Annotated in this window: 23 protein-coding genes, 1 tRNA gene and 1 pseudogene; 12 read left to right on the top strand and 13 right to left on the bottom strand. The window is 70.8% G+C overall.

Annotated elements, in window-relative coordinates; genetic code table 11:
* Positions 1-481, bottom strand: a 481-nt coding sequence (locus tag F6X53_RS13275) for a CHASE3 domain-containing protein (RefSeq protein WP_191970825.1), incomplete at its 3' end; no start/stop codon positions are given.
* 292 nt (positions 482-773) lie between these two features.
* Positions 774-2267, bottom strand: a complete 1494-nt coding sequence (locus tag F6X53_RS13280; protein ID WP_151000711.1) for an AMP nucleosidase — start codon at positions 2265-2267, stop codon at positions 774-776.
* Between the two features lie 168 nt (positions 2268-2435).
* Between F6X53_RS13280 and tsaA the strand changes: the two genes are divergently transcribed.
* From tsaA to F6X53_RS13295, 3 genes are all read left to right on the top strand, one after another.
* Entirely contained in the window at positions 2436-2954 is a 519-nt protein-coding gene (gene tsaA / locus F6X53_RS13285) for a tRNA (N6-threonylcarbamoyladenosine(37)-N6)-methyltransferase TrmO (RefSeq protein WP_151000514.1), read from the top strand.
* Positions 2951-3652 carry an SGNH/GDSL hydrolase family protein gene (locus F6X53_RS13290; protein WP_151000515.1) on the top strand — a complete coding sequence of 234 codons (702 nt, stop codon included), beginning with the start codon at positions 2951-2953 and terminating at the stop codon, positions 3650-3652. The genes tsaA and F6X53_RS13290 overlap by 4 nt, the downstream gene beginning before the upstream one ends.
* A 145-nt stretch (positions 3653-3797) precedes the next feature.
* Positions 3798-4382 (top strand): MarR family winged helix-turn-helix transcriptional regulator, encoded by a 585-nt coding sequence (locus F6X53_RS13295; protein WP_191970826.1) that lies wholly within the window; start codon positions 3798-3800, stop codon positions 4380-4382.
* 125 nt (positions 4383-4507) lie between these two features.
* Here the strand turns inward: F6X53_RS13295 and F6X53_RS13300 are convergent, their stop codons facing one another.
* From F6X53_RS13300 to F6X53_RS13310, 3 genes are all read right to left on the bottom strand, one after another.
* Positions 4508-7630 (bottom strand): efflux RND transporter permease subunit, encoded by a 3123-nt coding sequence (locus F6X53_RS13300; protein WP_151000517.1) that lies wholly within the window; start codon positions 7628-7630, stop codon positions 4508-4510.
* Positions 7630-8700 (bottom strand): efflux RND transporter periplasmic adaptor subunit, encoded by a 1071-nt coding sequence (locus F6X53_RS13305; RefSeq protein WP_151000518.1) that lies wholly within the window; start codon positions 8698-8700, stop codon positions 7630-7632. Before F6X53_RS13305 ends, F6X53_RS13300 begins: the two co-directional genes overlap by 1 nt.
* Positions 8701-9143: 443 nt before the next feature.
* Positions 9144-10304 carry an efflux RND transporter periplasmic adaptor subunit gene (locus F6X53_RS13310; RefSeq protein WP_151000713.1) on the bottom strand — a complete coding sequence of 387 codons (1161 nt, stop codon included), beginning with the start codon at positions 10302-10304 and terminating at the stop codon, positions 9144-9146.
* A gap of 99 nt (positions 10305-10403) precedes the next feature.
* On the opposite strand from F6X53_RS13310, the gene F6X53_RS13315 reads away from it, so the two are divergent.
* Positions 10404-10967 carry a TetR/AcrR family transcriptional regulator gene (locus F6X53_RS13315; RefSeq protein WP_151000519.1) on the top strand — a complete coding sequence of 188 codons (564 nt, stop codon included), beginning with the start codon at positions 10404-10406 and terminating at the stop codon, positions 10965-10967.
* On the opposite strand, the gene F6X53_RS13320 is transcribed toward F6X53_RS13315, so the two are convergent.
* A complete protein-coding gene (locus tag F6X53_RS13320; protein WP_238298688.1) occupies positions 10964-11869 on the bottom strand; it encodes a histone deacetylase family protein in 906 nt (301 codons plus the stop codon). The two genes, F6X53_RS13315 and F6X53_RS13320, sit on opposite strands and share 4 nt — an antisense overlap.
* Before the next feature lie 209 nt (positions 11870-12078).
* Between F6X53_RS13320 and F6X53_RS13325 the strand changes: the two genes are divergently transcribed.
* Both F6X53_RS13325 and F6X53_RS33675 read left to right on the top strand, forming a co-directional pair.
* Positions 12079-13239 carry a ceramide glucosyltransferase gene (locus F6X53_RS13325; protein WP_151000520.1) on the top strand — a complete coding sequence of 387 codons (1161 nt, stop codon included), beginning with the start codon at positions 12079-12081 and terminating at the stop codon, positions 13237-13239.
* A gap of 121 nt (positions 13240-13360) precedes the next feature.
* Positions 13361-13489, top strand: coding sequence for a hypothetical protein (locus F6X53_RS33675; RefSeq protein WP_280526026.1), 129 nt, complete (start codon positions 13361-13363; stop codon positions 13487-13489).
* Positions 13490-13492: 3 nt separating this feature from the next.
* On the opposite strand, the gene F6X53_RS13330 is transcribed toward F6X53_RS33675, so the two are convergent.
* Positions 13493-13577: transfer RNA gene (locus F6X53_RS13330), tRNA-Leu, on the bottom strand.
* A 162-nt stretch (positions 13578-13739) separates the two neighbouring features.
* On the opposite strand from F6X53_RS13330, the gene F6X53_RS13335 reads away from it, so the two are divergent.
* Both F6X53_RS13335 and F6X53_RS13340 read left to right on the top strand, forming a co-directional pair.
* Positions 13740-14321: a YqaA family protein gene (locus F6X53_RS13335; RefSeq protein ID WP_151000521.1), complete on the top strand. Its 582-nt coding sequence runs from the start codon at positions 13740-13742 to the stop codon at positions 14319-14321.
* A complete protein-coding gene (locus F6X53_RS13340) occupies positions 14318-14824 on the top strand; it encodes a disulfide bond formation protein B (RefSeq protein ID WP_151000522.1) in 507 nt (168 codons plus the stop codon). The genes F6X53_RS13335 and F6X53_RS13340 overlap by 4 nt, the downstream gene beginning before the upstream one ends.
* 21 nt (positions 14825-14845) lie before the next feature.
* Here F6X53_RS13340 and F6X53_RS13345 read toward each other — a convergent pair whose 3' ends face one another.
* The 4 genes and pseudogenes from F6X53_RS13345 to cpdR form a co-directional block, all read right to left on the bottom strand.
* A complete protein-coding gene (locus F6X53_RS13345; protein WP_151000523.1) occupies positions 14846-15301 on the bottom strand; it encodes a DUF1178 family protein in 456 nt (151 codons plus the stop codon).
* A 21-nt stretch (positions 15302-15322) separates the two neighbouring features.
* On the bottom strand, positions 15323-16168 hold the full coding sequence (locus tag F6X53_RS13350) for a carbon-nitrogen hydrolase family protein (protein ID WP_151000524.1): 846 nt from the start codon (positions 16166-16168) through the stop codon (positions 15323-15325).
* A 67-nt stretch (positions 16169-16235) separates the two neighbouring features.
* Positions 16236-16490, bottom strand: a pseudogene (gene grxC / locus F6X53_RS13355) (glutaredoxin 3); the annotation flags it as partial.
* Between the two features lie 134 nt (positions 16491-16624).
* Positions 16625-16981: a cell cycle two-component system response regulator CpdR gene (gene cpdR, locus F6X53_RS13360; protein ID WP_003603128.1), complete on the bottom strand. Its 357-nt coding sequence runs from the start codon at positions 16979-16981 to the stop codon at positions 16625-16627.
* A gap of 218 nt (positions 16982-17199) precedes the next feature.
* Here cpdR and F6X53_RS13365 point away from each other — a divergent pair, with 218 nt between their 5' ends.
* Positions 17200-18105: an N-formylglutamate amidohydrolase gene (locus F6X53_RS13365; RefSeq protein ID WP_151000525.1), complete on the top strand. Its 906-nt coding sequence runs from the start codon at positions 17200-17202 to the stop codon at positions 18103-18105.
* A 303-nt stretch (positions 18106-18408) separates the two neighbouring features.
* On the opposite strand, the gene galU is transcribed toward F6X53_RS13365, so the two are convergent.
* On the bottom strand, positions 18409-19275 hold the full coding sequence (galU, locus tag F6X53_RS13370) for a UTP--glucose-1-phosphate uridylyltransferase GalU (RefSeq protein ID WP_151000526.1): 867 nt from the start codon (positions 19273-19275) through the stop codon (positions 18409-18411).
* 173 nt (positions 19276-19448) lie between these two features.
* Between galU and galE the strand changes: the two genes are divergently transcribed.
* From galE to F6X53_RS13385, 3 genes are all read left to right on the top strand, one after another.
* Entirely contained in the window at positions 19449-20441 is a 993-nt protein-coding gene (gene galE, locus F6X53_RS13375) for a UDP-glucose 4-epimerase GalE (protein WP_151000527.1), read from the top strand.
* 58 nt (positions 20442-20499) lie between these two features.
* On the top strand, positions 20500-21672 hold the full coding sequence (locus F6X53_RS13380) for a lytic murein transglycosylase (RefSeq protein WP_373875960.1): 1173 nt from the start codon (positions 20500-20502) through the stop codon (positions 21670-21672).
* 95 nt (positions 21673-21767) lie between these two features.
* Entirely contained in the window at positions 21768-23183 is a 1416-nt protein-coding gene (locus tag F6X53_RS13385) for an SGNH/GDSL hydrolase family protein (protein WP_151000530.1), read from the top strand.
* A gap of 68 nt (positions 23184-23251) precedes the next feature.
* Here F6X53_RS13385 and F6X53_RS13390 read toward each other — a convergent pair whose 3' ends face one another.
* Positions 23252-24682: a glutamate synthase subunit beta gene (locus F6X53_RS13390; RefSeq protein WP_151000532.1), complete on the bottom strand. Its 1431-nt coding sequence runs from the start codon at positions 24680-24682 to the stop codon at positions 23252-23254.
* Between the last annotated feature and the right edge of the window lie 86 nt (positions 24683-24768).

Genomic DNA, 24768 nt, shown 5'->3' on the forward strand with positions numbered 1-24768 from the left:
ACCCGGACGCGCTGCCGAAAGCGCTCAAGGTTGTAGCCGTCGCCAAGGAGGTTTCGCATCCGGACACGGCATCCCGCATCAGCGCGATCTCGCGCTCGGCCACGTCCGTCCGCCAAGTCCGGGTCTGGCCGTCGAGATCGGCGAGGCGCTTCTGCTGGGCCGGGTTGTCGGCCGTCAGGCGGCTGGCCGCCGCGTGCGCGTCGGCGTAGGCGCTAGCGCCGGCGCGGTAGGGTTCGAGGAAGGATTCGTTGCCCGAGACCAGGTATCCGCGCAGGCCGGTTTCCTGGTTCACCATCGCGCTCACGAGGGTGTTCAACTCCTGGATCACCGCGTGCGTATGCGCGGTCCAGCGCGCGGTGTTCTCGATCTTCGTGAGAGTGGTCAGCGAGATCACCGAGGTTGCGACCCCGACGGCGATCAGGAGCACCAAGGTCACGCCGATCTTCAGGGCGATCTTCAGGTTGGCAAAGAACGACAGCATGGCAAGGTCGGGCCCGATTGTGCCAGGACGGGCGGATGAGACGCCGGGCCTGGACGATTGCGTTGCCCAAGCATTCGCGCGATTCTCGCTAAATAATCGTGAAAGCATCTCCATCGAAGCAAATGAACAATTAATGTTCTAAGATGGAGACAAATGGACAATATGTGGACTTGCTGTTCGATTGCTGGTCCTCTTTGATCTATTTTATGTCTCTTTCAAGTTCTGCCTAGGCTGCATGGGCAAAACACGCTCAGCGTCCGCACCCGATGACCATGTGGAGGCTCGGTCGGGGTCAGCGGAAGGGCGGCTCGTCGAAGCTTCTGAGCTTGCGGGAATGCAGGCCATGGCGGTCGGCCCGCAGGGCATCGAGGGCCGCGAGCCCGATCAGCAGGTGCTCGGCGACCGCCCGCTCGTAGAAGGCGTTGGCGGCCCCCGGCAGCTTGATCTCCCCGTGGAGCGGCTTGTCGGAGACGCAGAGCAGCGTGCCGTAGGGCACGCGCAGGCGGTAGCCCTGCGCGGCGATCGTGCCGCTCTCCATGTCGACGCCGATGGCCCGCGAGAGGTTGATGCGGCGCCGCTCCTGCGAGAAGCGCAGCTCCCAGTTCCGGTCGTCGTAGGTGACGACGGTGCCGGTGCGCAGGCGTCGCTTGAGGGCCTCGCTCTGCTCGCCGGTGACCTGCGCGGCGGCGGCCTGGAGAGCGAGCTGAACCTCGGCAAGGGCCGGCACCGGGACGTCGGGCGGGACGAGCTCGTCGAGGATGCGGTCCCGGCGCAGGTATCCGTGGGCCAGCACGTAGTCGCCGATCGTCTGCGATTGCCGCAATCCGCCGCAATGGCCCACCATCAGCCAGCAATGCGGGCGCAGGACCGCGAGGTGATCGGTGATCGTCTTCGCGTTCGAGGGGCCGACACCGATATTGACGAGGGTCGTGCCCTGCATCGACCCGTCCGGCCCGCGTGCCACGAGATGGTAGGCCGGCATCTGGAAGCGGTGCCAGTCGGAGCGGGCGATCACGGCCGCCGGGTCGGCGCCCGCGGCCTCGGACCGGGTGATCGAGACGCCCCCGGGCAGGATCATCCGCTCGAAGCCCTCGGCCCCCGAGGCGAGGCGCTCCAGGCCGTGACGCACGAAACGGTCGACGTAGCGATGGTAGTTCGTCAGCAGGATCCAGGGCTGGACGTGGCGCCAATCCGAGCCGGTGTAGTGGACGAGGCGGCGCAGGGAGTAATCGACCCGGATCGCGTCGAAGAGCGCCAGCGGGCGCGGCTCATCCGCGTGCTGCTGCCAGAGGCCGTCCGCGATCTCGTCGCCGACGACGGAGAGCAGCGGCACCGGGAACCATGTGGCGAGCTCGGCGGCGGAGACCCCGCCCGCGCTGAGGTCGATCCCGGGCTCCAGCACGTACGGATAGGGGATTTCCTGCGCGCTGAGGCCGACTTCGAGGCTCACCCCGTAATCGCGCACGAGGGAGCGGAGCTGATCGATCAGGTAATCGCGGAAATGATCCGGCTGCGTCACCGTGGTGGCGTAGGTGCCCCCAGCCTGGAGCTTGGCGGTCGCCCGGCTGATGCGCGGAACCGGTCCGACCGGCCGGTAGGTGACGCGCAATTCGGGATAGCGGAATTGCAGCCGCTCGGCGGGGTCCGGGGGCGGCCCGCCATCGAGGAAGCGCGTGAGGGCGGCCTGCAGCGCCCGGGTCGCGCCCGTATGGAGGGCGGCGAGGCGATCGACCGCCACGGCGGGGTCGGACAGGGTCTCCATCGGCCGCAATTCGGTTTCGATCACGCGCATCTCCGGTCCTCATCCGAACTGTGCAGGCTCTACACCGCCGGCCTGCCCGGCGCGACAGGCCAGACGGGCGGGGCGGGGTTGCGGCGGGGCCGAACTTGGCCGAAACGCTGCGCTCCCGTCCGGCGAGGCGGGCGGCCGGCGCGTGAGAGCTTGGAACAGGTCATGAGCGATCGGGAGGGCCGGCGGCGCGGAGAGGAAGCGGTGTCCTTGCCGCAGGACTTCGATGCCGGCCTCTACTTCATCGGCCGCCTCCGCACGCCCTGGCGGCAGCGCCAGGATTGCCCCAAGAACGGCCTGCAGACCGACGCGGTCTGCACCGTCGAGGTCGATCCGCGTTTTGCCGCAGGCCTCCAGAACGTCGAGGGCGCGACCCACCTGATCCTGCTCTACTGGATGGACCGGGCCGACCGCGACCTCGTGCGGCAGCGGCCCCGCCACGCGGAGGGCAGCCGCGGGACCTTCTCGCTGCGCTCCCCGGTTCGCCCGAACCCGATCGCCCTCTCGGTGGTCGAATTGCTGGGGCGGGAGGCGGCCAGCCTGCGGGTGCGCGGGCTCGATTGCCTCGACGGCACCCCGCTCCTCGACATCAAGCCCTATTACGCGACCACCGACGCGCGGCCGGACGCCCGGGTCGACCGGGCCGGCACGGTCGAGGAGAACGGCCGGGACGCCAACTCGTGAGGCAGCGCCTGCGCCTCGGCTTGGCCGCGCTCCTGTTGCTCGCGGCGGGCTTCGGCCTCGGCTGGGTCCTGCACAAGCCCGCGATCAACGCCCGGCTCTACGCCCAGAACCGGCTCATCGCCGTGCAGGTGCATCTCGACGAGGCGCCGCCGGACTACGTCTTCCTCGCCGGCGATTCGCAGGCCGAATTGCAGCCGCCGGCCCAGCGCCCCTGCGGGCTCGAACTGGTGAATGGCGGGGTGAGCGGCGCCAGCGCGGCGGTCTATGCCGACCTCGTGGAGACCCTGACCTTCAAGGACCGCCCCCGCGCGGCCATGCTCAGCATCGGAACCAACGATTTGATGCTGAAGAACCACCCCCTCGATCCCAAGGCCGCGGCCCAGTTCGAGGCCTCGGTCACCCGCATCCTGCGGCGGCTGCTCGCAGTCACCGACCACCTCGTGGTCACGGCGCTGCCGCCGGTCGGGCGCAACCTCGCGCGCTACCTCGAGCCCGGGGCGGTCGGCGCCTATTCGGAGCGGCTGCGAACGCTCTGCGAGCGCCTCGGTTGCCGCTTCGCCGACCCCTTCGCGGATCTGCGCGACGGTGATTCGGGCTTCGCCAAGCCCGGTGCGATGCGCGACGGCCTGCACCTCGCGGCCTACCGGCCGGCCCTGCGCGCCCTCGCGCCCGCCCTGTGCGGTGCAGGACCGCGCTAACTTAAACTTCAGGATATCCAGCGTGTGGCCCGCACACCCCTGCGCACTGAACAAAATTTGTCCTAATATGTTGATTCTGGGGAATATCCGGCGCGGCGCGGGCTCCACCTGCCCCCGCCTGGCTCGAGAGTCGAGAGTTTCACCGATGGGGCGCGCGACAAAGGCAGTCGAGATCCGTGAACCGGGGCCGGTCCGGCAGGAGGTCATCGATCCTCAGGCCTATGTGCCGGCCCTTCTGACGACCTTGTCGAACAGCCTGACCCGGAACGCCTCGACCTTCTACCGGCGCCATTTCGGGGTCGGCATCACGGATTGGCGGATCATGTACCGCCTGTCCTCAGAGCCCTGGGTGACGGCCCACCACATCTGCAACGCCGCCCATCTCGACAAGGGCGTCGTCAGCCGCAGCCTGGCCTGGATGGAGAAGCGCGGGCTGGTCCTGGTGCGCGGCGACGAGACCGACGCGCGCCGCCGCCTCATCGCCCTCTCGCCCGCCGGCCTCGACCTGCATGACCGCATCACCCAGGTGGCGTTGGAGCGGGAGCGCAACTTCCTGGCGCATCTGACCGAGGAGGAGCGGGCCGCGACGGTCCACCTCCTCAAGAAGCTGATCGGCAATCTCCGGGCCTTCTCGAAGCCCGTCTCGATCCCGCCCGTGGCGGTGGTGCCCAGCGAGGCCGTTCCGGCGCCGGCCAGGTCCAAGCCGGCCGCGCGCGCGGCCGTTCCCTGACAAGCCGGCCGCGCGCGCGGCCGTTCCCTGACAAGCCGGCCGCGCGCGCGGCCGTTCCCTGACGAGCCGGCCGCGCGCGGGGCCGTTTCCTGAGCCGCGCCGGCCGGTGCGGCCGGCCCTGGGGGTCAGGCGGTGCGCGCGCGGGACGGGGCCTTGATCCGGTACCAGCCGACATAGAGGGCCGGCAGGAAGAACAGGGTCAGGAAGGTGGCGGCGATGATGCCGCCGATCATGGCATAGGCCATCGGGCCCCAGAACACCTCGCGGGCGATCGGGATCATGCCGAGGCTCGCGGCGGCCGCCGTGAGCAGGATCGGCCGCATGCGGTGGCGCGTCGCCTCCACCACCGCGTCCCAGGGGCCGAGCCCTTCGGCCTCGCATTCCTCGATCTGGCTGACCAGGATCACGGCGTTGCGGATGATGATGCCGATCAGCGCCAGGATGCCCAGGATCGCCACGAAGCCCATCGGCTTGCCCGAGGTGAGCAGCGCCGCCACCACGCCTATCAGGCCGAGCGGCGCGACGCTGGAGACCAGGAACAGCTTCTGCACGCTCTGGAGCTGGATCATCAGGAACACCGCCATGGTGAGCAGCATCACCGGCACCACCGCGGCGATCGGGCCCTGGCCCTTGGCGGCTTCCTCGACGGCGCCACCGGTGGCCAGGGTGTAGCCCTCCGGCAGCGCCTTGATGAAGGCGTCGATCCGGGGCTGCAGGGCCGCCACGATGGTGGGCGGCTGGGTCTCGTCGATGATCGCCGCGCGCACGGTGAGCGTCGCCACCCGGTCGCGGCGCCAGACGATCGGCTGCTCCAGGTCGTAATCGATCTTCGCGAAGGCGAGGAGCGGCACCGCGCTGCCGTTGGAAAGCGTCACCTGCAGGCTCTGCAGGGTGTCGAGCGAGGTCCGCTCCACGGTGCGGGCGCGGCCCACCACGTTGACGAGGTAGATCGAGTCCCGGACCTGCGTGATGGTGCTGCCGCCCACGACTCCGTTGAGGATCGTGGCGATGTCCTGGCTCGTCACGCCGAGCTGGCGCGCCTTGTCCTGCAGGATCTCGACCCGCAGGACCTTGCCGGGCTCGTTCCAGTCGAGGGTCGGCACGCCCGCATGCGGGTTCGAGGCCACGATGTCGGCGAGCGCCAGCGCCTGCTCGCGCACCACCTGCATGTCGGGGCCGCCGAGGCGGTACTGGATCGGGCGGCCGACCGGGGGCCCGAGCGAGAGCGGGTTCACGAACACGTCGGTGCCGACGAAGTCGCGCTTGCCCCGCTCGGCAAGGCGCGCCATCACCCGGTCGCGGGCCTCCAGGGACTTCGTCACCACCACGATCTGCCCGAAGAACGCGTTGGCGAGCTGCTGGTCGAGGGGCAGGTAGAAGCGCACCGCCCCCTGGCCGACATAGGACGACCAGCGGTCGATATCGGGATCGCCCTTCAGGGTGGCCTCGAACCGGTCCATCTGCGCCCGGGTCTCGGTGATGGTGGCGTTCTGCGGCAGGGTGAAATCGACCAGCACCTCGTTCCGGTCCGAGGACGGGAAGAATTGCTGCTGGACATGGGTCATGCCGACGATCGAGGCCCCCATCAGGCCGATGCAGATCAGCACCGTGGTCCAGCGGAAGCGCATGGCGAGCCGCAGCACGGCCAGGAAGGCGCGGCCGAGGCGGCCCGGCTCGTGGCTGTGCTTCTTCATCGATGCCGGCAGCAGCGTCACGCCGATGAGGGGCGCGAACAGAACCGCCACCACCCAGGAGACGAGGAGCGAGGCCGCGATCACCACGAAGAGCGAGTAGGTGTACTCGCCCGCCGACGAGCCGTTGAAGCCGATCGGCAGGAAGCCCGCCACCGTCACGAGGGTGCCGGTCAGCATCGGGAAGGCGGTCGAGGTGTAGGCGAAGGTCGCGGCCTTCTTCAGGTTCTCGCCGAGCTCGAGGCGGGCGACCATCATCTCGACGGTGATCATGGCGTCGTCGACGAGGAGGCCGAGCGCGATGATCAGGGCGCCGAGCGAGATGCGCTGCAGCGTCACCCCCATGATCTGCATGACCACGAAGACGATCGCCAGGACGAGGGGGATCGAGATCGAGACCACGAGGCCGGCCCGGATGCCGAGGCTGATGAAGCTGACCGCGAGCACGATCAACACGGCCTCGATCAGCGCCTGGGTGAAGCCGCCCACCGCCTCCTCGACGATCCTGGGCTGGTCCGAGATCAGGTGGATGCCGACGCCGATCGGGAGCTTGGCCTCGATCAGGCGCATGCGCGCCTTCAGGTCCTCGCCGAAATGCAGCAGGTTGGCGTTCGGCCGCATCGCGATGGCGAGCCCGATCGCCGGCTTGCCGTCGACCCGGAACAGGGCGGCCGGCGGGTCCTCGTAGCCGCGGCTGATCTCGGCCACGTCCGAGAGCCGGAAGAAGCGGTCGTTGAAGCGCAGGTTGATGTCGCGCAGGCTCTCCTCGGAGGCGAATTGCCCGCTCACCCGCACCGAGACCCGCTCGGGCCCGGCCTGGACCACGCCCGAGGGCGAGATCGCGTTCTGGGTCTGCAGGGTCTTGATCAGGGCCTGGAGGTCGATTCCGTAGCCCGCGAGCTTGCGGGTCGCGAAATCGAGGTAGATGGTCTCCTTCTGGGTGCCGAGCAGCAGCGTCTTGCCGATATTGGGCACCTTCAGCACCTCGGTGCGCACGCCCTCGACGTAGTCGCGCAACTGGCGATGGGTCAGCCCGTCGGCGGTGAAGCCGTAGACGTTGCCGTAGACGTCGCCGAACTCGTCGTTGAAGAACGGGCCCTGCACGCCCTGCGGGAAGGTGTTCTGGATGTCGCCGATGCGCTTGCGCACCTGGTAGAAGGCGGCCTGGATCTCGGTCGGCTTGGTGGTGTCGCGCAGCTGCACGAACACGGTGGTCTGGCCCGGCGTGGTGTAGCTGCGCACGTAATCGAGGGCGTTGACCTGCTGCAGCTCCTTCTCGATCCGGTCGGTGACCTGATCGAGGGTGTCGCCGATGGTGGCGCCGGGCCAGTTCGCCTGCACGATCATGGTCTTGATGGCGAAGGGCGGGTCCTCCTCGCGGCCGAGGCCCCGATACGCGATGGCGCCGGCGACCAGGCACACGGCCATCAGGAACCAGACGAAGGACCGGTGGCCGAGCGCCCATTCCGACAGGTTGAAGCCGGCATCGGCGCGGTCCTGGCCCGTCCCGTTCGGGTCTGTCCGGTCCTGGCCCGGAAGGTCTTGGGGAGCGTGCATCAGTGCGACTCGTCCGAGAGCCGCACGGTCTGGCCCTCGCTCAGGGAATGGACGCCGGCGACCACGACGCGCTCGCCGGTGGAGAGGCCGGCGCGGATCGAGACGCGCTCGGGCCCGCGCTCGGCCACGGTGACGTCGCGCCGCACGACGCCGGTGCCGGCCGCGTCGACGATCCAGACGCTGTCGCGCCCGCCCTCGCTGAGGAGGGCGGTGGCGGGCAGCGGGAAGCGCTGGTCCACCGCCTGCGACAGGGAGACCGTGATGGTCGCCCCGAGGCGGAAGGCGGCGGGCGGGTTCTCGAGGGTCATCCGGATGCGGCGGGTGCGCGTCATCGTGTCGGCGAAGGGCGCGATCTCGCGCACCCGGCCAAGCGCCGTGACGGTGGGCGCGCTCTGGAGCGCGACCGTGAACCGGGCATCCTTCGGCATGGCCCCGGCGAGATCCTCGGGAATGTCGACCACGGCCTCGCGCGCCTCGGGGCGCGCCACGGTGACGACGGCCTGACCGGCACTCAGAACCTGCCCGACCTCGGCGATGCGCTGCGTCACGACGCCGTCGAAATCCGCCTTCAGCTCGGTATAGCCCATCTGGTCGCGGGCCTTCTGCAGGCTCGACTGGGCCTGGGCGAGCCGGGCCTGGGCGGTGTCGCGGTTGGCCACGGCGCTGTCGAGCTGGGCCTGGGTGACGTTGCCGCCCTCCATCAGACGGCGGGTGCGCGCCTCGGTGGCGGCGGCGTTGTCGGCCTGGGCCTGGACATCGGCGACGTCGGCCTCCGCCCGCACCAGGGCGAAGCGCGGCACGATCGGGTCCAGGGCGGCGAGGCGTTGGCCCTTGTGGACGATGTCGCCCATCGTGACGTCCCGGGCGACGACGCGCCCGCCGATCTGGAAGCCGAGCTGCGACTGGTAGCGCGGCTCGACCGTGCCCGCGAAGGGGCCGAACATCGCGGTCACGACGGGGTGGGCCACCGTGAACAGCACGGGACGCACCGGCGGCGCCTCCTGCTTCTCCTGAGCCTGGCAGGCGGCGAGCGAGAGCGCCGCCAGAAGAGCCAGCCCGGCACGGGCCACCCTCGCTTGCGATCGGGAGCGGCAGCGAGCGGCGTGCGGGCCATCGGCAGCAAGGTTGGAGCGGGTGTCAGGATGGGAAGGTGTTGCCGCGACCGACCCCCTCTCCCGTGCGGGAGAGGGTTGGGGTGAGGGGTGCGCCCTCTCCGGACAGGTCGCACCCCTCACCCGGTCGGCTGGCGCCGACTCGACCTCTCCCGGACGGGAGAGGTGGGGAGTCTCGTGCGGGCGACCAGTAGCGACGCGGGAAGGCGCCTCAGGATGGGACTTGGGTGCCGCGACCGGCCCCCTCTCCCGTGCGGGAGAGGGTTGGGGTGAGGGATGCGCGCTGTCCGGAAAAGTCGCACCCCTCACCCGTTCCGCTTTCGCGGATTCGACCACTCCCGGACGGGAGAGGTGGGGCGTGTCCTGCGCGCAACCAAGGATGAGGCCGGAATGGAGATGGCTCATGGCGCGGCTCCTGGCTCGGCCGAGGCGACCGTCACAGTCTGGCCGGGCCGCAGGAACTGGATGCCGGCCACGACGATCTCCTCGCCGGGGGCGACCCCGGACTCGAGCGCGATGCTGTCCGAGCCGTAGCGGTCGATGACGACAGTGCGGGGCGCGACGGTGTTGGTTTGAGGGTCGCGCACCCAGACGGCGGGCTTGCGCTTCCAGCGATAGAGGGCCGACCAGGGCAGCGCGATAGCCTCGCGTGGCCGGAAGCGGCCGCGCCCGATCACCACGGAGCCGAGCGTCATGGCCTCGGGCGTCTGCGCGATGCCGACCTTGACCCGCACGGTGCCGGAGGCCGGGTCGACGCTCGGAGAGATCTCCCGGACGAGGCCGGTCGCCGTCACGGCCGGGTCCGACTGGAGCGTGATCTCGACGGTCTTGGAATCGGGGGGCGTCGCCAGCAGCGCCTCGTAGACGTTGAAGACGGCGTCGCGCGCGCCGTCCTGCGCCAGGACCAGCACGGACTGGCCGGATTGCACCACCTGTCCGACTTCGAGGGAGCGGCTCAGCACGATGCCGGACACGCCCGCGCGCAGCTCCGTGTAGGAGAGCTGCTCCTGCGCCGTGCCGAGGGCGGCCTTGGCGGAATCGACCGCCGCCTGGGTGGTGCGCAGCTGCTGCTCGGCGTTGTCGTAGGCGGGCCGGGTCGTGTAGCCGCTCGCCAGCAGGGTTTCCTGGCGCTTGAAGTTGAGCTTGGCCTGGGTCAGCAGGGCCTCGGCGGAGGTCAGCGCCGCCCGGGCATTGTCGAGATTGGCCCGCTGCTCCTGCGGATCGAGCCGCGCCAGCACCTGATCGGCGGCCACGTGGTCGCCGACCTCGACGAGGCGGGACGCGATCTTGCCGCTCGTCCGGAACGAGACGTTGGTCTGGGCCTGGGCCTGGATGTCGCCGGTGATCACGATGTCGGTCGCGATCGGGGTCGGCTTGGCCGTGACGGTGCGCACCAGGGTCTGGGCCGCGAGGGGCCGCTCCTCGGCCGCGGCCGGTCCGGCCAGCAGAGCCGCGACCGGCAGCGCCAGGGATGGCCCGACCAGGAACGGCCGGAGCACCACGGAAAGGCGGGCGGTGCTTCGCCCGCGGCGGAACGCGCAATCCGGTCTCGGCGCTGGCATGGTCATCACGAGGGTTCCATCATGGCGATTCGGCCCTATCGTCGGGCAGACATATAGGCTACCTTACCGACCGTCCAGACGGTTTTTAATGAGAGCGGGATGACCAAGGCGCGCAGCCGACGCGAGGATCGGCCGGAGATCATCCTCGACGCCGCCGAGGCGCTGCTGCGCCGCTCGGGCAGCCGCACGCTGACGATCGATGCCGTCGCGGCCGAGGCCGGCCTCAGCAAGGGCGGGGTGCTGCACCACTACGCCTCGAAGGACGCGCTGGTGACGGCGCTGGCCGCCCGCAAGGTCCAGCGGATGATCGACGGCATCGCCGCGCAGGCGCAGGCCCAGCCGCAGGGGCCGGCGGCGCTGCCGCTGGCGCTGATCGCGCATGCGCGGGAGGTCTACGCGGAGGAGTGCGGCTTTCCCGATTCCCTCCTGATCGCCTCCGCGGAGAATGCCGCGGCGGTGGCGGGTTTCCAGGCCTTCCTGGCCGAGAGGCTGGCCCAGATGCGCGGGCTCGAGGCGCGCCCGGGGGCGGGATCGGCCCTGGTCTTCGCCATCCTCGGCCTGATGCTGAGCCGCTCCCTCGGCTTCCATCAGCTCGAGGGGGCGGATCTCGACCGCCTGTTTCACGCCCTCGAGGCGCAGGCCCGGGCGCTCCCGGAAGCCTAGGCGCCGGCCTCGGCCGCCATCGCCTCGAAGACCAGAGCGTGGCGGGCCGCGATCGCCGCGACGTCGCTGCCGTAGCCGCCGCCGATCACCGCCACGAGGGGAATGCCGCGCGCCCGCGCCAGGCCCACCACGGCGCGGTCGCGCGCGGCCAGGCCCGCATCCGTGAGGGCGAGGCGGCCGAGCTTGTCGTCCCGGTGCGGGTCGACGCCGGCATTGTAGAACACGAGGTCGGGGTTGAGCGCGTCGAGGAGCGGCGGCAGGCGGGCGGCCAGCACCGCAAGGTAATCCGCGTCGCCGAGGCCGTCCGCCAGGCCGATATCGAGGTCGCCCGCGATCTTGCGCACCGGATAGTTCTTCTCCGCGTGGATCGACAGGGTGAAGAGGTCGAGGGCGTCGACGAGGCAATCGGCGGTGCCGTCGCCCTGGTGCACGTCGCAATCGACCACCAGCGCCCGGGCGATCCGGCCCTCGCGCTGCAGGGCGCAGGCCGCCACCGCCACGTCGTTGAAGATGCAGAAGCCGGCGCCCTGCGCCCGGCGGGCATGGTGGCTGCCGCCCGCCGCGCTCCCGGCGAGGCCGTGCGCCAGAGCGAGCCGGGCCGCCGCGAGGGTTCCGCCCGCGGAGGCGCGGGCGCGGCGCGCCACCCCGTCATCGACCGGCAGGCCGATCTCCCGCTCGATCGCCCGCGGCACGGCGGCGGCCAGGACCGCCTCCACGTAGGCGGGGTCGTGGACCAGCCCGAGCAGGGCGGCGGAGGCCGGCTCCGGCGTGACGAAGCCGCCCGGTGCGAGCCCGCTCTGCGTCAGCCGCGACGCGAGGTGCCCGTACTTGCCCATCGGGAAACGGTGACCCTCCGGCAGGCTCGCCTGATAGGCCGGGTGATAGACGATGGGCGGGCTCACGCCGCGACTCCGGGTTCGACGTTGCGCGCGCGGCTATCCACGGTCGGGCGAGGTCCTTGGGACGCGGGAGGGCGTGGCGGTCGGGCCCCTGTCATACGACTGATACGGCGCGGCTGTTAGGGCCAGGGCCCGGATCGGGGACCGACGCGCCCGCACGCCGCAGCCCCGCATCGCGCGAGGGCCCCCGCGCCTTCTGGAGGAGACCCCGCATGAGCGGCCCCGTCGAGCCCGGCACGCTGCTGGCCCTGTCGCTCTGCGCCCTGATCACCCTGATCAATCTCGCGAGCCTCGCGATCGCGGCGGGGCGGATCGGCGCGCGGCGGGGCGCCTCGTCCTTCCCGGCCGGAGCGCCCGTCTCGCTGGTGCGCCCGGTCTGCGGCCTCGAGGCCTTCAGCGAGGAGATGCTGGCCCGCGGCTTTCGCCTCGATTACCCCGGCTACGAGCTGATCTTCTGCGCCGCCGACGCGGCCGATCCGATCCTGCCGCTCCTGCGCCGGCTGATCGCCGCGCATCCGGGCGTGCCGGCCCGCCTCATCGTCGGCGACGAGCCGATCAGCGACAATCCGAAGCTCAACAACTGCGTGCGCGGCTGGGAGGCGGCCCGGCACGACTGGATCGTGCTCGCCGATTCCAACGTGCTGATGCCGCCCGACTATCTGCAGCGGCTGCAGGCCGCGTGGCGACCCGAGACCGGCCTCGTCTGCTCGACGCCGATCGGTGTGCGGCCGGAGGGCTTCCCGGCCGAGGTCGAGTGCGCCTTCCTCAACACCCTCCAGGCCCGCTGGCAATATGCCGGCGAGGCGCTCGGCCTCGGATTCGCGCAAGGCAAGAGCATGCTCTGGCACCGGCCCTTCCTGGAGGCGCAGGGCGGCATCCGGGCGCTGGCCGCCGAGATCGCCGAGGATGCGGCGGCGACGAAGCTCGTTCGCCGCGCCGGCAGCCGGGTGCACCTCGTCGGGACGCCGTTCGAGCAGCCGCTCGGGCGCCGCAGCCTCGCCGAGGTCTGGTCGCGGCAATTGCGCTGGGCGCGCCTGCGCCGCGTCACCTTCCCGCTCTTCTTCGCGCCGGAGATCGGCACCGGCCCGCTCCTCCCCTTCGGCCTCGCCGGGCTCGCGGCCGGCACGCCTCTCGCGGCCGCCGGGCTCATCACCCTTGCGCTCGCGTGGTACGGCGCCGAGTACGCCCTCGCGGCACGGGCCGGCTGGCACCGCTCGCCCCGGCTCCTCCTCGCCTTCCTGGTCCGGGACGCCCTGCTTCCGGCGATCTGGGCCGGCGCGTGGCTGCAGAGCGCCATCGTCTGGCGCGGCAACGCCATGACCATACGCCCGAAGGAGACGGGCCGTTTGCGCCCCCGCATGAGGGCGGCCTGAGGGCGCTCGCGCGAAACGGCAGCGCTCTTGCGTCCGGCCTTGTCCGATGGCCCTCTCGCGGGCCGCGCCGGAGGGTTGGGGTGCAGACCGAGACGACGAACCCTGCATGGCGGACGGACCCGTGTCCATGAGGATCGCGATCCTGCGCGACCGCGATCGCGACCGGACGGCGCTGGCCTGCCTCGACCGGCCGCAGGATGGTGCCCGCGTCGAAGGCTGGATCCGGGGATGTCTCGAGGGGGTGCGCTAGCGATGGTGCGGGTAGAGGGAATCGAACCCCCACGCCTTGCGGCTGGCGATTTTGAGTCGCCCGCGTCTACCAATTCCGCCATACCCGCGACCTGCGCCTCATCGCACAGGTTCGCGGGCCGGGCCAAGTGGATAATTCGCCGGGTATTCCGGGGGATGCCCGCTCCCGCCCGACCTCCGACCCGCGCTTTCCTGCATCGCCCGGTTGTGCTCAAAGATCCGCGCTTCCGCCACACTGGACCCAGGACCCGATGATCCGCCGCCTCTACGAGTGGATAATGGCGCTTGCCGGCAAGCCCACGGCGCCCTGGGCGCTCGGCGCGGTGGCCTTCGCCGAGAGCTCGTTCTTCCCGATCCCACCCGATGCCATGCTGGTCCCAATGGCGGTAAGCCGGCCGGACCGGGTCTGGTTCTACGCGCTGATCGCGACGGTCGGGTCGGTGGCGGGCGGCCTCCTCGGCTACGCCATCGGGGCGCTGCTATTCGATTCCCTCGGCCAGTGGCTGTTCCGGCTCTACGGCCTGCAGAACTCGGCCGTCAGCTTCCAGGATTCCTACGCCCAGTACGGGCATTGGGTCATCCTCCTGAAAGGGCTGACGCCGATCCCCTACAAGCTCGTCACCATCACGTCGGGCTTTGCCCATTACAGCCTGTTCTGGTTCACGATCCTGTCGATCGTGACCCGCGGCGCCCGCTTCTTCATCCTGGCCGGGCTGCTCGGCCGCTACGGCGTGCAGATCCGCGGCGTCCTCGACCGGCATCTGAACGTGGTGGCGGCCATCGCGGCGGCGGTGATCATCCTCGGCTTCGTCCTGTTCAAGGTGCTGCTGTGACGGCCGGCCGCCCGCTGACGGGCCGCCGCGGCGCGGCCCTCCTCGTCCTCCTCGGGGCCGTCCTGACGGTGGGGGGCGCCCTCGTCTTCGAGCATGTCCTCGGCTACGTCCCGTGCAAGCTCTGCCTGACCGAGCGGGTGCCCTATTACCTCGCCATCCCGCTCGCGGGGCTCGCCGTCGCGGCACCGGAGCGCCTGGCGCGCCTCGCCCTCGGCCTTGCCGCCCTGGTCCTGCTCTACGGGGCCGGGCTCGGCACCTACCACGCGGGCGCCGAGTGGGGCTTCTGGCCCGGGCCGAGCGATTGCGGCGGCGGCAGCGGCCCGAATCCCGGCGCGGTCGGCGATTTCCTCGACGCCCTCAAGGCGACGCGCGTCGTCAATTGCACGACGGCGGCCTGGCGCTTCCTCGGGATCTCGCTCGCGGGCTGGAACGCCGTGATCGCGGCGGCCCTGGCCTCGCTCGCCGGGATGGCGGCCCTGTCGCGCGCAGGCTCGCGGCGCTGACCTGACCCCCTCCCTCGCCGCTTAGTTCCGCTCGTCCGGCACGGGCGGCAGGGAGGCGACCTCGATGCCCTCGTCGATGAGGGCGCGGGCTTCCTCGACGCTGGCCTGGCCGTAGATCGGGCGGCTGTCGACCTCGCCGTAATGGATCTTGCGGGCTTCCTCGGGAAAGCGCGGACCCACATGCTCGGCGGTCTCGACCACGTGCTGGCGCATCGCCCGCAGGATCTCCCGCATTCGGCGCTCCGGCTCGGCGGTCATCGGCCTGGGGTCGGGGCTCGCGGGCGCGGGCTCGGCCGGCACCGAGCCTCGGTCGGTCCGGGCGATGCCGGGCGACATCAGGCTCTTGGAGACCTTCGGCGAATCGCAGAACGGGCAGGTCACGAGTCCGCGCGCCGCCTGCTCATCGTAGGCGTCGCTCGACGGGAACCAGCTCTCGAAGCCGTGGCCGGCCTCGCAGACGAGGGCGTATCGGATCATGGTGATGGGTGAACGCGCGAATCAGGCCTCTCGTCCCACGCGCGTCACCGTAAACGGCTTCGCGTGATCGAGGACCGGGATGCGCCCGCGCGCTTCCGTCACGCGGGCAAGGTCGATCTCGGCCAGGATGATCCCGGGCTCGGCCCCGCCCGCATCGGCGAGGATGCGGCCCCAGGGATCGACGATGAGGGAATGACCGTAGGTGTCGCGCCCGTCCTCGTGGTGGCCGCCCTGCGCGGCCGAGATCATGAACGAGCCGGTCTCGATGGCGCGCGCCCGGTGCAGCACGTGCCAATGGGCCTCGCCGGTCTGCTTCGTGAAGCAGGCGGGCGCGGTCAGCACGGTGGCGCCGGCCTCCGCGAGCGCCCGGAACAGGGCCGGGAAGCGGACGTCGTAGCAGATGCCGAGGCCGAGGCTTCCCCAGGGCAGGTCGGCCACCACCGCGCAGCCGCCCCCCGTATAGGTGGCCGATTCGCGCCAGCGCTCGCCGTTCGGCAGATCGACATCGTAGAGGTGGAGCTTGTCGTAGGAGGCCAGAACCTCGCCCTCCGCGTCGATCAGGAAGGCGCGGTTGGCGATCTTGTCGCCGTTGCGCACGGCGAGCGAGCCGATCTGCACGACGATGCCGGCCTCGCGCGCCACCGTGCGGAGCGCGGCGAGCGTCGGGTCGCTGTCCTCCGGGCCGACCTTCTCGAACAGAGCGGTGCGGCTGCGCTCGACGAGCGAGGTCATCTCCGGCGTCTGCACGTAATGCGCCCCGGCGCGGGCGGCCTCGCGCACGCCCGCCACCGCCGCGTCGCGGTTGGCCTGCGGGTCGCGCCCGGACCGCATCTGGACGCAGGCGGCGACGAAGCGGGGCTCAGGCATCGGCCTTCCCCAATTCGCTCTTGCCCAGCTCGGTCTTGCCAAGCTCGGTCTTGCTCGCTTCGCCCGCTGCCGCCAGCAGGGGATCGAGCCGGCCGGCGCGGTCGAGGGCGTAGAGGTCGTCGCAGCCGCCGACATGCTGCGGGCCGACGAAGATCTGCGGCACGCTGGTGCGGCCGCCGGCCCGCTGGACCATGGCGGCCCGCGCGCCTTGCGTCTTCTCGACGTCGATCTCCTGGAAGGCGACGCCCTTCTCCTTCAGCAGGCTCTTGGCCGCCGAGCAGTAGGGACACCAGGCCGTGGTGTAGATCGTGACAGGCTGCATGCGCGTGGACGTGCCCCGTGGGTGACCCCCTGCATATAGGCAAACCGCAGGCCGGTTCCTATTGCGGGGCCGCCACGGGTGTCGCGCCAACGTGCCGCGCGGGCGGATCGCCCGGGGCCGCGCGCGCCGAGACCTCAGGCGGCGAGCAGCTTCTCGACCTCGTTGACGAGGTCGCGCAGGTGGAAGGGCTTCGACAGGACCTTGGCGTCCTTTGGAGCCTTCGAATCCGGGTTCAGCGCCACCGCGGCGAAGCCCGTGATGAACATCACCTTGATGTCCGGGTCGAGCTCGGTGGCACGGCGCGCCAGCTCGATCCCGTCCATCTCCGGCATCACGATGTCGGTGAGCAGCAGCTCGAACGGCTCCTCCCGCAGGCGGTTATACGCCGACAGGCCGTTGTCGAAGGAGAGGACGTCGTAGCCCGCATTCTGCAACGCCTTGGCCAGGAAGCGGCGCATGTCGTTGTCGTCTTCGGCCAGGAGGATCTTCATCGGACAGTTCCGAGCCCTTGAGTCGCTGTGTTCATTCCATAAAGGGACGATTTGGTAAACAAGGTGTTAGGATTTGCGGACTGCGGGCGGTGCCGTGCCGCACCGATGCAGCGCCGCGACGGTGCCCTCCGCGCCGCTCGCCGCAGTGGACAGCGCGGGCGCGACGCACCAATGTAGGACAGCCTTTTCCCTCGCCGCAGAGAGGCGCCCGCCCTCCGATGACAGCGCCCCAACCGGATGATGCGACCGACGCCTTCGGCTTCGCTCCGGCCTTCGCCGTGGACGAGCCCGCGGCCCACACCCTGCCCTTCGTCTTCAACACGGGGCATTCCGGCTCGGTCTACCCGGCGGTGTTCCTGGCTTCCTCCCGCCTCGGCGCGCTGGCCCTGCGCCGCTCCGAGGACGCGCATGTGGAGCGGCTCTTCGCCCCCGTGGTCGACCTCGGCGCCCCCTTGATGCGGGCGAATTTCCCGCGCGCCTATCTCGACGTGAACCGGGAACCCTACGAGCTCGACCCGCGCATGTTCGACGGGCGGCTGCCGCCGTTCGCCAACACGCGCTCCATGCGGGTCGCGGGCGGCCTCGGCACGGTGCCGCGGGTGGTGGCGGACGGGCAGGAGATCTACGGGGCGCGCCTCTCGGTCGACGAGGCGGTGGCGCGCATCGAGCAGCTCTACAAGCCCTATCACCGGACCCTGCGGGGCCTGATTCAGCGCACCGCGCGCCAATTCGGCCACGCCATCCTGATCGATTGCCACTCGATGCCCTCGTCGAGCCTCGGGCGGGACCCGGACGGAAAGGCCGATTTCGTGCTCGGCGACCGCTTCGGCACCGCCTGCGCGCCCTTGCTCATCGACCTCGTCGAGGACACCCTGCGGGCCGGGGGATTTCGCGTGGTGCGCAACAAGCCCTACGCGGGCGGCTTCATCACCGAGCATTACGGCGAGCCGAATGTCGGGCGTCATGCCCTGCAGATCGAGATCAACCGGGGTCTCTACATGAACGAGACGACGCTGGCGGTGACGGCGGGCTTCGAGCCCCTGGTCCAGGCCCTGCGGTCCATGGTGATCGCGGTGGCGGCCGAGGCGGTCGATCTCGGCGCGCGCCGCATGGCGGCCGAGTAGCGCAGCCCCCGCCGGGTCATCCCCGACGCGCGAGCCCTGGGGCAGTCCTCGCTGCCGGCGCGCCCGGCACCCTGCGCCCAAGAAAAAAGGCCACTCCCGAAGGAGCGGCCCGAAGTCTAGGGAGGAAACGCCCAAGAAGGGCTACCGGACCGCGACGCCATCGCGATCCCGCAATGCACAAAGTAAAGTGCGCCGCACAAATTGCAAGCCTGAACCGAACCGCCAAGCCTGCTTCCAGCGCATGGCACGACCGCGTCGGACGCAATTGAGTTGCGGGCGCGGATTCCCGTCCAGGCTGTGCTCTCAGGCCTCGCCGAGGAGCCGCGCGATCTCGGCCCGGAGGGGCGCGGCCAGATCCTCGCGCTGCAGCGCGTAGGCGAGGTTCGCCGTGAGGAAGCCGAGCTTCGAGCCGGTATCGTAGGTCCGGCCCTCGTAGCGCATGCCGTAGAATTTCTGCTGGCCCGCGAGCTTGATCATCGCGTCGGTGAGCTGGATCTCGCCGCCAGCGCCCTTCTCGCCGTGCTCGAGGATCGCGAAGATCTCGGGCTGCAGGATGTAGCGGCCCGAGATGATGAAGTTCGAGGGCGCCGTGCCGGCCTTCGGCTTCTCCACCATGCCGGTGATCTCGAAGGTCCGGTCGAAGGTCTCGCCGACGCTGACGATGCCGTATTGGTGCGTCTCCTCGGGCTTCACCTCCTCGACCGCGATGACGTTGCCGCCGTGGCGCTCGTAGGCCTCCAGCATCTGGCCCATGCAGCCGCGGCTGAGCATGTCGGGCAGCAGCACCGCGAAGGGCTCGTCGCCGACGATCTCGCGGGCGCACCAGACGGCGTGGCCGAGGCCGAGCGGCGCCTGCTGCCGGGTGAAGCTGGTCTGCCCGGCCTTGGGCAGGTCCTTCTTCAGTTCCTCGAAGGCCGCCTGCTTGCCGCGCTCCTGCAGCATGTGGTCGAGCTCGAAGGCGATGTCGAAATGGTCCTCGATCACCGCCTTGCCGCGGCCGGTGACGAAGATGAAATGCTCGATGCCGGCCTCGCGCGCCTCGTCCACCACGTGCTGCACCACCGGCCGGTCCACGACCGTGAGCATCTCCTTGGGGACGGCCTTCGTGGCCGGCAGGAAGCGTGTGCCGAGGCCCGCGACGGGCAGGACAGCCTTGCGAATGCGTTTCATCGGATGCGACCTGGAGATGTATGGGACGGCAGGAATGCTCAAGCTCAAAGATAGCACGCTCCGGTAAGTCGCCTAGCCTCGGCCGCCCCGGAACGCGCCTGACCTTTGTCATCAACAATGCTGAAGCTTTGCGTTATGTTCGCTGAACGGTTGCGGCGGGGAGCGGGCTCACGATGGCGGTTCTGGTGACGGGCGGTGCCGGTTATATCGGCAGCCACATGGTTCTGGCCCTCCAGGATGCGGGGCACGAGGAGATCGTCGTCCTCGACGATCTCTCAACCGGCTTCGACTGGGCCCTGCCGCCGGAGGTGAGGCTCGTGGTCGGCGACGTCGCCGACCAGGCCCTCGTCACCGAGACGATCCGCCAGCACCGCATCGACGCCATCGCGCATTTCGCGGCCCGGATCGTGGTGCCGGATTCGGTGGCCGATCCGCTCGGCTACTACCTCGCCAACACCGTCAAGACCCGGGCCCTCATCGAGGCCGCCGTGCGCACGGGGATCAAGCACATCATCTTCTCCTCCACCGCCGCCGTCTACGGCGAGCCGGAGGTCGTGCCGGTGCCCGAGGACCTGCCGCTCAACCCGATCAACCCTTACGGCCGCTCGAAGCTGATGAGCGAGTGGATGATCGCCGATGCCGCGAAGGCGCACGGCTTCAGCTACGTCATCCTGCGCTACTTCAACGTGGCGGGCGCCGACCCGCGCGGGCGCACCGGGCAATCGACCCCGAACGCCACTCACCTGATCAAGGCCGCGACCCAGACGGCCCTGGGCCAGCGCAGCCATCTGGAGGTGTTCGGCACCGATTACCCGACCCGCGACGGCTCGTGCCTGCGGGACTACATCCAGGTCTCGGATCTCGCCGAGGCGCACCGGGTCGCCCTCGACCACCTGCGCGCCGGGGGCGAGAGCCTGACGCTGAATTGCGGCTACGGCCGCGGCTACTCGGTGCTCGAGGTGATCGAGGTGGTCAAGCGCGTCTCCGGCCGGGATTTCGCGGTGCGTCTCTCGCCCCGCCGCGCCGGCGACCCGGCCCAGATCATCGCGCGGGCCGACCGGATCCGGAGCGAGCTCGGCTGGAGCCCGAAGCACGACGACCTCGACGGGATCGTCGCCCAGGCGCTCGCTTGGGAAGACGCCCTCGGCCGGCGCAACCGGGTCTGACGCGGTGCGAGTGTGCTGGCGCGCCGCACTCATCTTGGCGCTGATGACGCCTTCCGCCATCGCGGCGCCGGAAGCGGCGCGGGTGCCGGAAGCGGCGCGGGTGCCGGAGGCCCGCGTCGAGGAATTCGGTGCCTTCGTGGCCGCCCTGCGCTCCGAGGCGCTGAGCCGGGGCGTGTCGGACGCCACCTTCGCGGCGGCCTTCCGGGGCGTCACGGCGCCCGATCCCGAGATCCTCGCCCGCACCAAGCGCCAGGGCGAGTTCGCCCGGCCCGTCTGGGACTATCTCGTCGGGGCGGTCTCGGCCGGCCGGATCGCGCGGGGGCATGCGCGCGCCGCCGCCCTCGCCGACACCCTGGCGGCGATCGAGGCGCGCACGGGCGTGCCGCGCTGGATCATCTTCGCCTTCTGGGGCGTCGAATCCGATTTCGGGGCGAGCGCCGGCAGCGTGCCGACGATCCGGGCGCTGGCGACCCTCGCCCAGGCCCGCCACCGGGGCGACCTGTTCCGGGAGGAACTGCTCGCGGCGCTGACGATCCTGCAGCGCGGCGACATCCAGCCCGAGCGCATGAAGGGCTCCTGGGCCGGCGCCATGGGGCAGGTGCAGTTCCTGCCCTCAACCTTCCTCCGCCACGCGGTGGATTTCGACGGCGACGGCCACCGCGACATCTGGACCTCGGATGCCGATGCCCTGGCCTCCATCGCCGGCTACCTGAAGGATCTCGGCTGGAACCCGGCCTTGTCCTGGGGCTACGAGGTGAGCTTGCCGGCGGCGTTCGACCTGACCCGCTACGCGGACGATCTCGGCGCGTTCGCCCGGAGAGGCGTGCGGCGTAGCGACGGCAAGCCCCTGCCGGCCTCCGGCGCCGCCAGCCTGTTCCTTCCCGGCGGCGCCGGCGGCCCCGCCTTCCTGATCACCGGGAATTTCGAGGTCGTGCGCGCCTACAACACCTCCGATTCCTACGCCCTCGCGGTCGGGCATCTCGCCGACCGGCTCGCCGGCGCGCCCGCCCTGGCGCGCCCCTGGCCGGACGGGGCCAGGCGCCTCGACACGGCGGGCCTCAAGGCCCTGCAGCGCGGGTTGGCCGCGCAGGGGCTCTATGCCGGCGAGGCCGACGGGCGGGCCGGCCCGAAGCTGCGCGAGGCGGTGCGCCGCTACCAGATCCGCGAGGGGATCGTGGCCGACGGCTACGCGGCGCCCGCGCTCCTCGAACGGCTCGGGACCGCTCCGTGACGGGCCGTGTTTAGACCTCCGGGCCGACCTTCTGTATGGTCGGGTCCGCATGCCGACCCGGGGCCGTTGCCGCGGGCGGGCCGAGGTGGCGTTTGATGAAGCTCCGATCGCGGATCTGTTGGCGGCGCGCGGCCCTCCGCGCCCTCCTCGGCACGGCTGGCCTCGGCGCCGCCTGGGCCTTCACGCCCGCGCCGGCCGCCGCCCAATGGGGAGACGCGTACGAGCAGCCCCGCAGCGATCCCTACGCGGTCCCGCCCCGCCGCCGCGCCCGGGACAATTATTACCGGGATGACAACGCCTACGGGGCCCGGCAGGCGCGCCGCTACGCACCGCAGCCGCAGGAGGCGCCGCGCCAGTTCTACTGGCCCTGGGAGGACCGGCCGCAGCAGGCCCAGCCCCAGCCGCAGCCCGAGCCGAGCTACCGTCCGGCGCGGCCGCGCGCGCCCGCCGCCGCGGCCGATGCGCAGCGCGTCCAGAAGCGGCGGGTCCGCCCCGCCCCGGTCGCGGCCCCGCCCAAGCCCGTGGTGCCGAAGGCCGAGCCCAACACCCAGATCGCGGTGTTCGGAGATTCGCTGGCCGACCACCTGAGCAAGGGCCTCGACGACGTGTTCGAGGAGAATGCCGACGTCGCCGTCCTCGACCGCGCCAAGGGCGATAGCGGCCTCGTGCGCAAGGACGTGGTCGACTGGCCGAAGGTCGCCGAGGATTTCCTGAAGGCGAACCCGAAGGTGACCTACGCCCTGGTGATGCTCGGCGCCAATGACCGCCAGCCGATCCGCGAGGGCGACCAGAGCCTGGACCCCCTCACCGACCGCTGGCGCGAGCTCTACCGCGAGCGGGTCGACGCGATGGTGAAGGTCTTTGCCGACCGCAAGATCCCGCTGATCTGGGTCGGCACCCCGCCGATGCGCAGCGAGGGCCTGACCACCGACCTCGCGGCCATCAACGACATCTTTCGCGAGCGCGTCGCCCGGGGCGGCGGCACCTACGTGGACGTCTGGCCGGGCTTCGTGGACGACCGCAACCACTACACGCCCTCGGGCCCCGATCTCGACGGCCAGAACGCGAAGCTGCGCACCCAGGACGGGGTGCACTTCACCCGCGCGGGCGCCCGCAAGCTCGCCCATTTCGCCGACGTGGAGCTGAAGCGCCTGATGGGCAACGCCAGTCCGGCGCCCGCCGACCAGCCGGCGGCGGTGGCGGCGACCCCCGGACAGACCCTCGACGGCGCCGTCCCGAAGCTCGACGACACCGCCGCGATCGACCGTCAGATCACCGCGATGCTGCCGAGCCTGCCCGAGCCGCCCGGGATCCCGGCGCTCCCGGTGAAGCCGCTCGCCGGCCCCGTCGTGCCCCTCGGCCGGGCCGAGATCTCCCCCGGCGGCGTCCTGATGAGCGGGCGACCGCGCGACGCCGACACCTCCGGCAACGTGGAGCGGGCCCTGCAGCGGGGCGCCGCGCCCCTGCCCCAGCCCGGCCGCGCCGACGATTTCCGCTGGCCGCCCAGTTAGCGGCCCGAAACGAAGCGGGCGCGGCCCGCATGCCGCGCCGCGCCCGTTTTCTTCATATCCGCCGCGGATCAGCGCGGCAGGACGGTGGCACCCATCAGCATCTCGTCGATCGCGCGGGCGGCCTGTCGGCCCTCCCGGATCGCCCAGACCACGAGGGACTGGCCGCGGCGCATGTCGCCCGCCGCGTAGATCTTCTCGTGCGAGGTCCGGTAATCGATCTCGTTGGCCGTCACGTTGCCGCGCTTGTCCATCACGACGCCCGACTGCTCCAGCATGCCCTTACGGATCGAGCCCGCGAAGCCGATCGCCATGAAGACGAGGTCGGCGGGCATCACGAATTCCGTGCCCGCGATCGGCTGGCGCTGAGCGTCGACGCGGGCGCAGACGACGCCGGTGAGGCGGCCCTTCTTGCCCTCGAGCCGGAGCGTCGCGGCCTGGAACTCGCGCTCGGCGCCCTCCGCCTGGCTCGACGAGGTGCGCATCTTGGTCGGCCAGTAGGGCCATACCGTCAGCTTGTCCTCGCGCTCGGGCGGGCGCGGGCGGATGTCGAGCTGCGTCACCGAGAGCGCGCCCTGGCGGAACGCGGTGCCGACGCAGTCGGAGGCGGTGTCGCCGCCGCCGATCACCACGACGTTCCGACCGGCGGCCAGGATCGGCTCCTCGCCGTTACCGGGCATCGGCTCGGCGCCGACGCGGCGGTTCGACTGGACGAGGTAGGGCATAGCGTAGTGCACGCCCTCGAATTCCTGCCCCGGCAATTGCGGGTTGCGCGGATCCTCGGCGCCGCCCGCGAACAGCACCGCTTCGAATTCCGCAGTCAGCTCCTCGACGGTCTTCGTGACCCCGATATTCACGCCGTAATGGAAGACGACGCCCTCGGCCTCCATCTGCTTCACGCGCCGGTCGATGTGGCGCTTCTCCATCTTGAAGTCGGGGATGCCGTAGCGCAGCAGGCCGCCGGCCTTGGGCTCGCGCTCGAAGACGTGGACGTCGTGGCCGACGCGGGCGAGCTGCTGGGCCGCCGCCATGCCGGCGGGGCCGGACCCCACCACCGCGACGCGCTTGCCGGTGCGGGTCTCCGGGATCTCCGGCTTGACCCAGCCCATGTTCCAGGCCCGGTCCGCGATGGCCTGCTCGATCGTCTTGATGGCGACCGGCTGGTTCTCGAGGTTGAGGGTGCAGGCCTCCTCGCAGGGCGCCGGGCAGATGCGGCCGGTAAATTCGGGGAAGTTGTTCGTCGAGTGCAGGTTGCGCGCGGCCTCCTCCCAATCCGACTGGAAGACGAGGTCGTTCCAGTCCGGAATCTGGTTGTGCACCGGGCAGCCGGTCGGGCCGTGGCAGAACGGGATGCCGCAATCCATGCAGCGCGCCGCCTGCTTCTTCAGGTCGTGCTCGTCGAGCGGCAGCGTGAATTCGCGGAAATGGCGCACCCGATCGGCGGCGAGCTGATACTTCTGCTCCTGCCGGTCAAATTCGAGGAAGCCTGTGACCTTGCCCATCGATCCGTCCCTAGGCTGGCGGATCGCCTGATCCCGCCACCTGCATCGTCGCTGTCTGTCCGGGGCGGCCGGTCCGAGATCGGCCG

The sequence above is a fragment of the Methylobacterium soli genome, from assembly GCF_008806385.1.
Lineage (GTDB): Bacteria > Pseudomonadota > Alphaproteobacteria > Rhizobiales > Beijerinckiaceae > Methylobacterium > Methylobacterium soli.

Coding starts and splice junctions, on each gene's coding strand:
- F6X53_RS13365 (WP_151000525.1), top strand. CDS start 17,200: ATGACAGCGCCCCAACCGGATGATGCGACCGACGCCTTCGGCTTCGCT.
- F6X53_RS13390 (WP_151000532.1), bottom strand. CDS start 24,682: ATGGGCAAGGTCACAGGCTTCCTCGAATTTGACCGGCAGGAGCAGAAG.
- F6X53_RS13350 (WP_151000524.1), bottom strand. CDS start 16,168: ATGCCTGAGCCCCGCTTCGTCGCCGCCTGCGTCCAGATGCGGTCCGGG.
- F6X53_RS13345 (WP_151000523.1), bottom strand. CDS start 15,301: ATGATCCGATACGCCCTCGTCTGCGAGGCCGGCCACGGCTTCGAGAGC.
- F6X53_RS13385 (WP_151000530.1), top strand. CDS start 21,768: ATGAAGCTCCGATCGCGGATCTGTTGGCGGCGCGCGGCCCTCCGCGCC.
- galE (WP_151000527.1), top strand. CDS start 19,449: ATGGCGGTTCTGGTGACGGGCGGTGCCGGTTATATCGGCAGCCACATG.
- cpdR (WP_003603128.1), bottom strand. CDS start 16,981: ATGAAGATCCTCCTGGCCGAAGACGACAACGACATGCGCCGCTTCCTG.
- tsaA (WP_151000514.1), top strand. CDS start 2,436: ATGAGCGATCGGGAGGGCCGGCGGCGCGGAGAGGAAGCGGTGTCCTTG.
- F6X53_RS13335 (WP_151000521.1), top strand. CDS start 13,740: ATGATCCGCCGCCTCTACGAGTGGATAATGGCGCTTGCCGGCAAGCCC.
- F6X53_RS13315 (WP_151000519.1), top strand. CDS start 10,404: ATGACCAAGGCGCGCAGCCGACGCGAGGATCGGCCGGAGATCATCCTC.
- F6X53_RS13300 (WP_151000517.1), bottom strand. CDS start 7,630: ATGCACGCTCCCCAAGACCTTCCGGGCCAGGACCGGACAGACCCGAAC.
- galU (WP_151000526.1), bottom strand. CDS start 19,275: ATGAAACGCATTCGCAAGGCTGTCCTGCCCGTCGCGGGCCTCGGCACA.
- F6X53_RS13310 (WP_151000713.1), bottom strand. CDS start 10,304: ATGCCAGCGCCGAGACCGGATTGCGCGTTCCGCCGCGGGCGAAGCACC.
- F6X53_RS13295 (WP_191970826.1), top strand. CDS start 3,798: ATGGGGCGCGCGACAAAGGCAGTCGAGATCCGTGAACCGGGGCCGGTC.
- F6X53_RS13325 (WP_151000520.1), top strand. CDS start 12,079: ATGAGCGGCCCCGTCGAGCCCGGCACGCTGCTGGCCCTGTCGCTCTGC.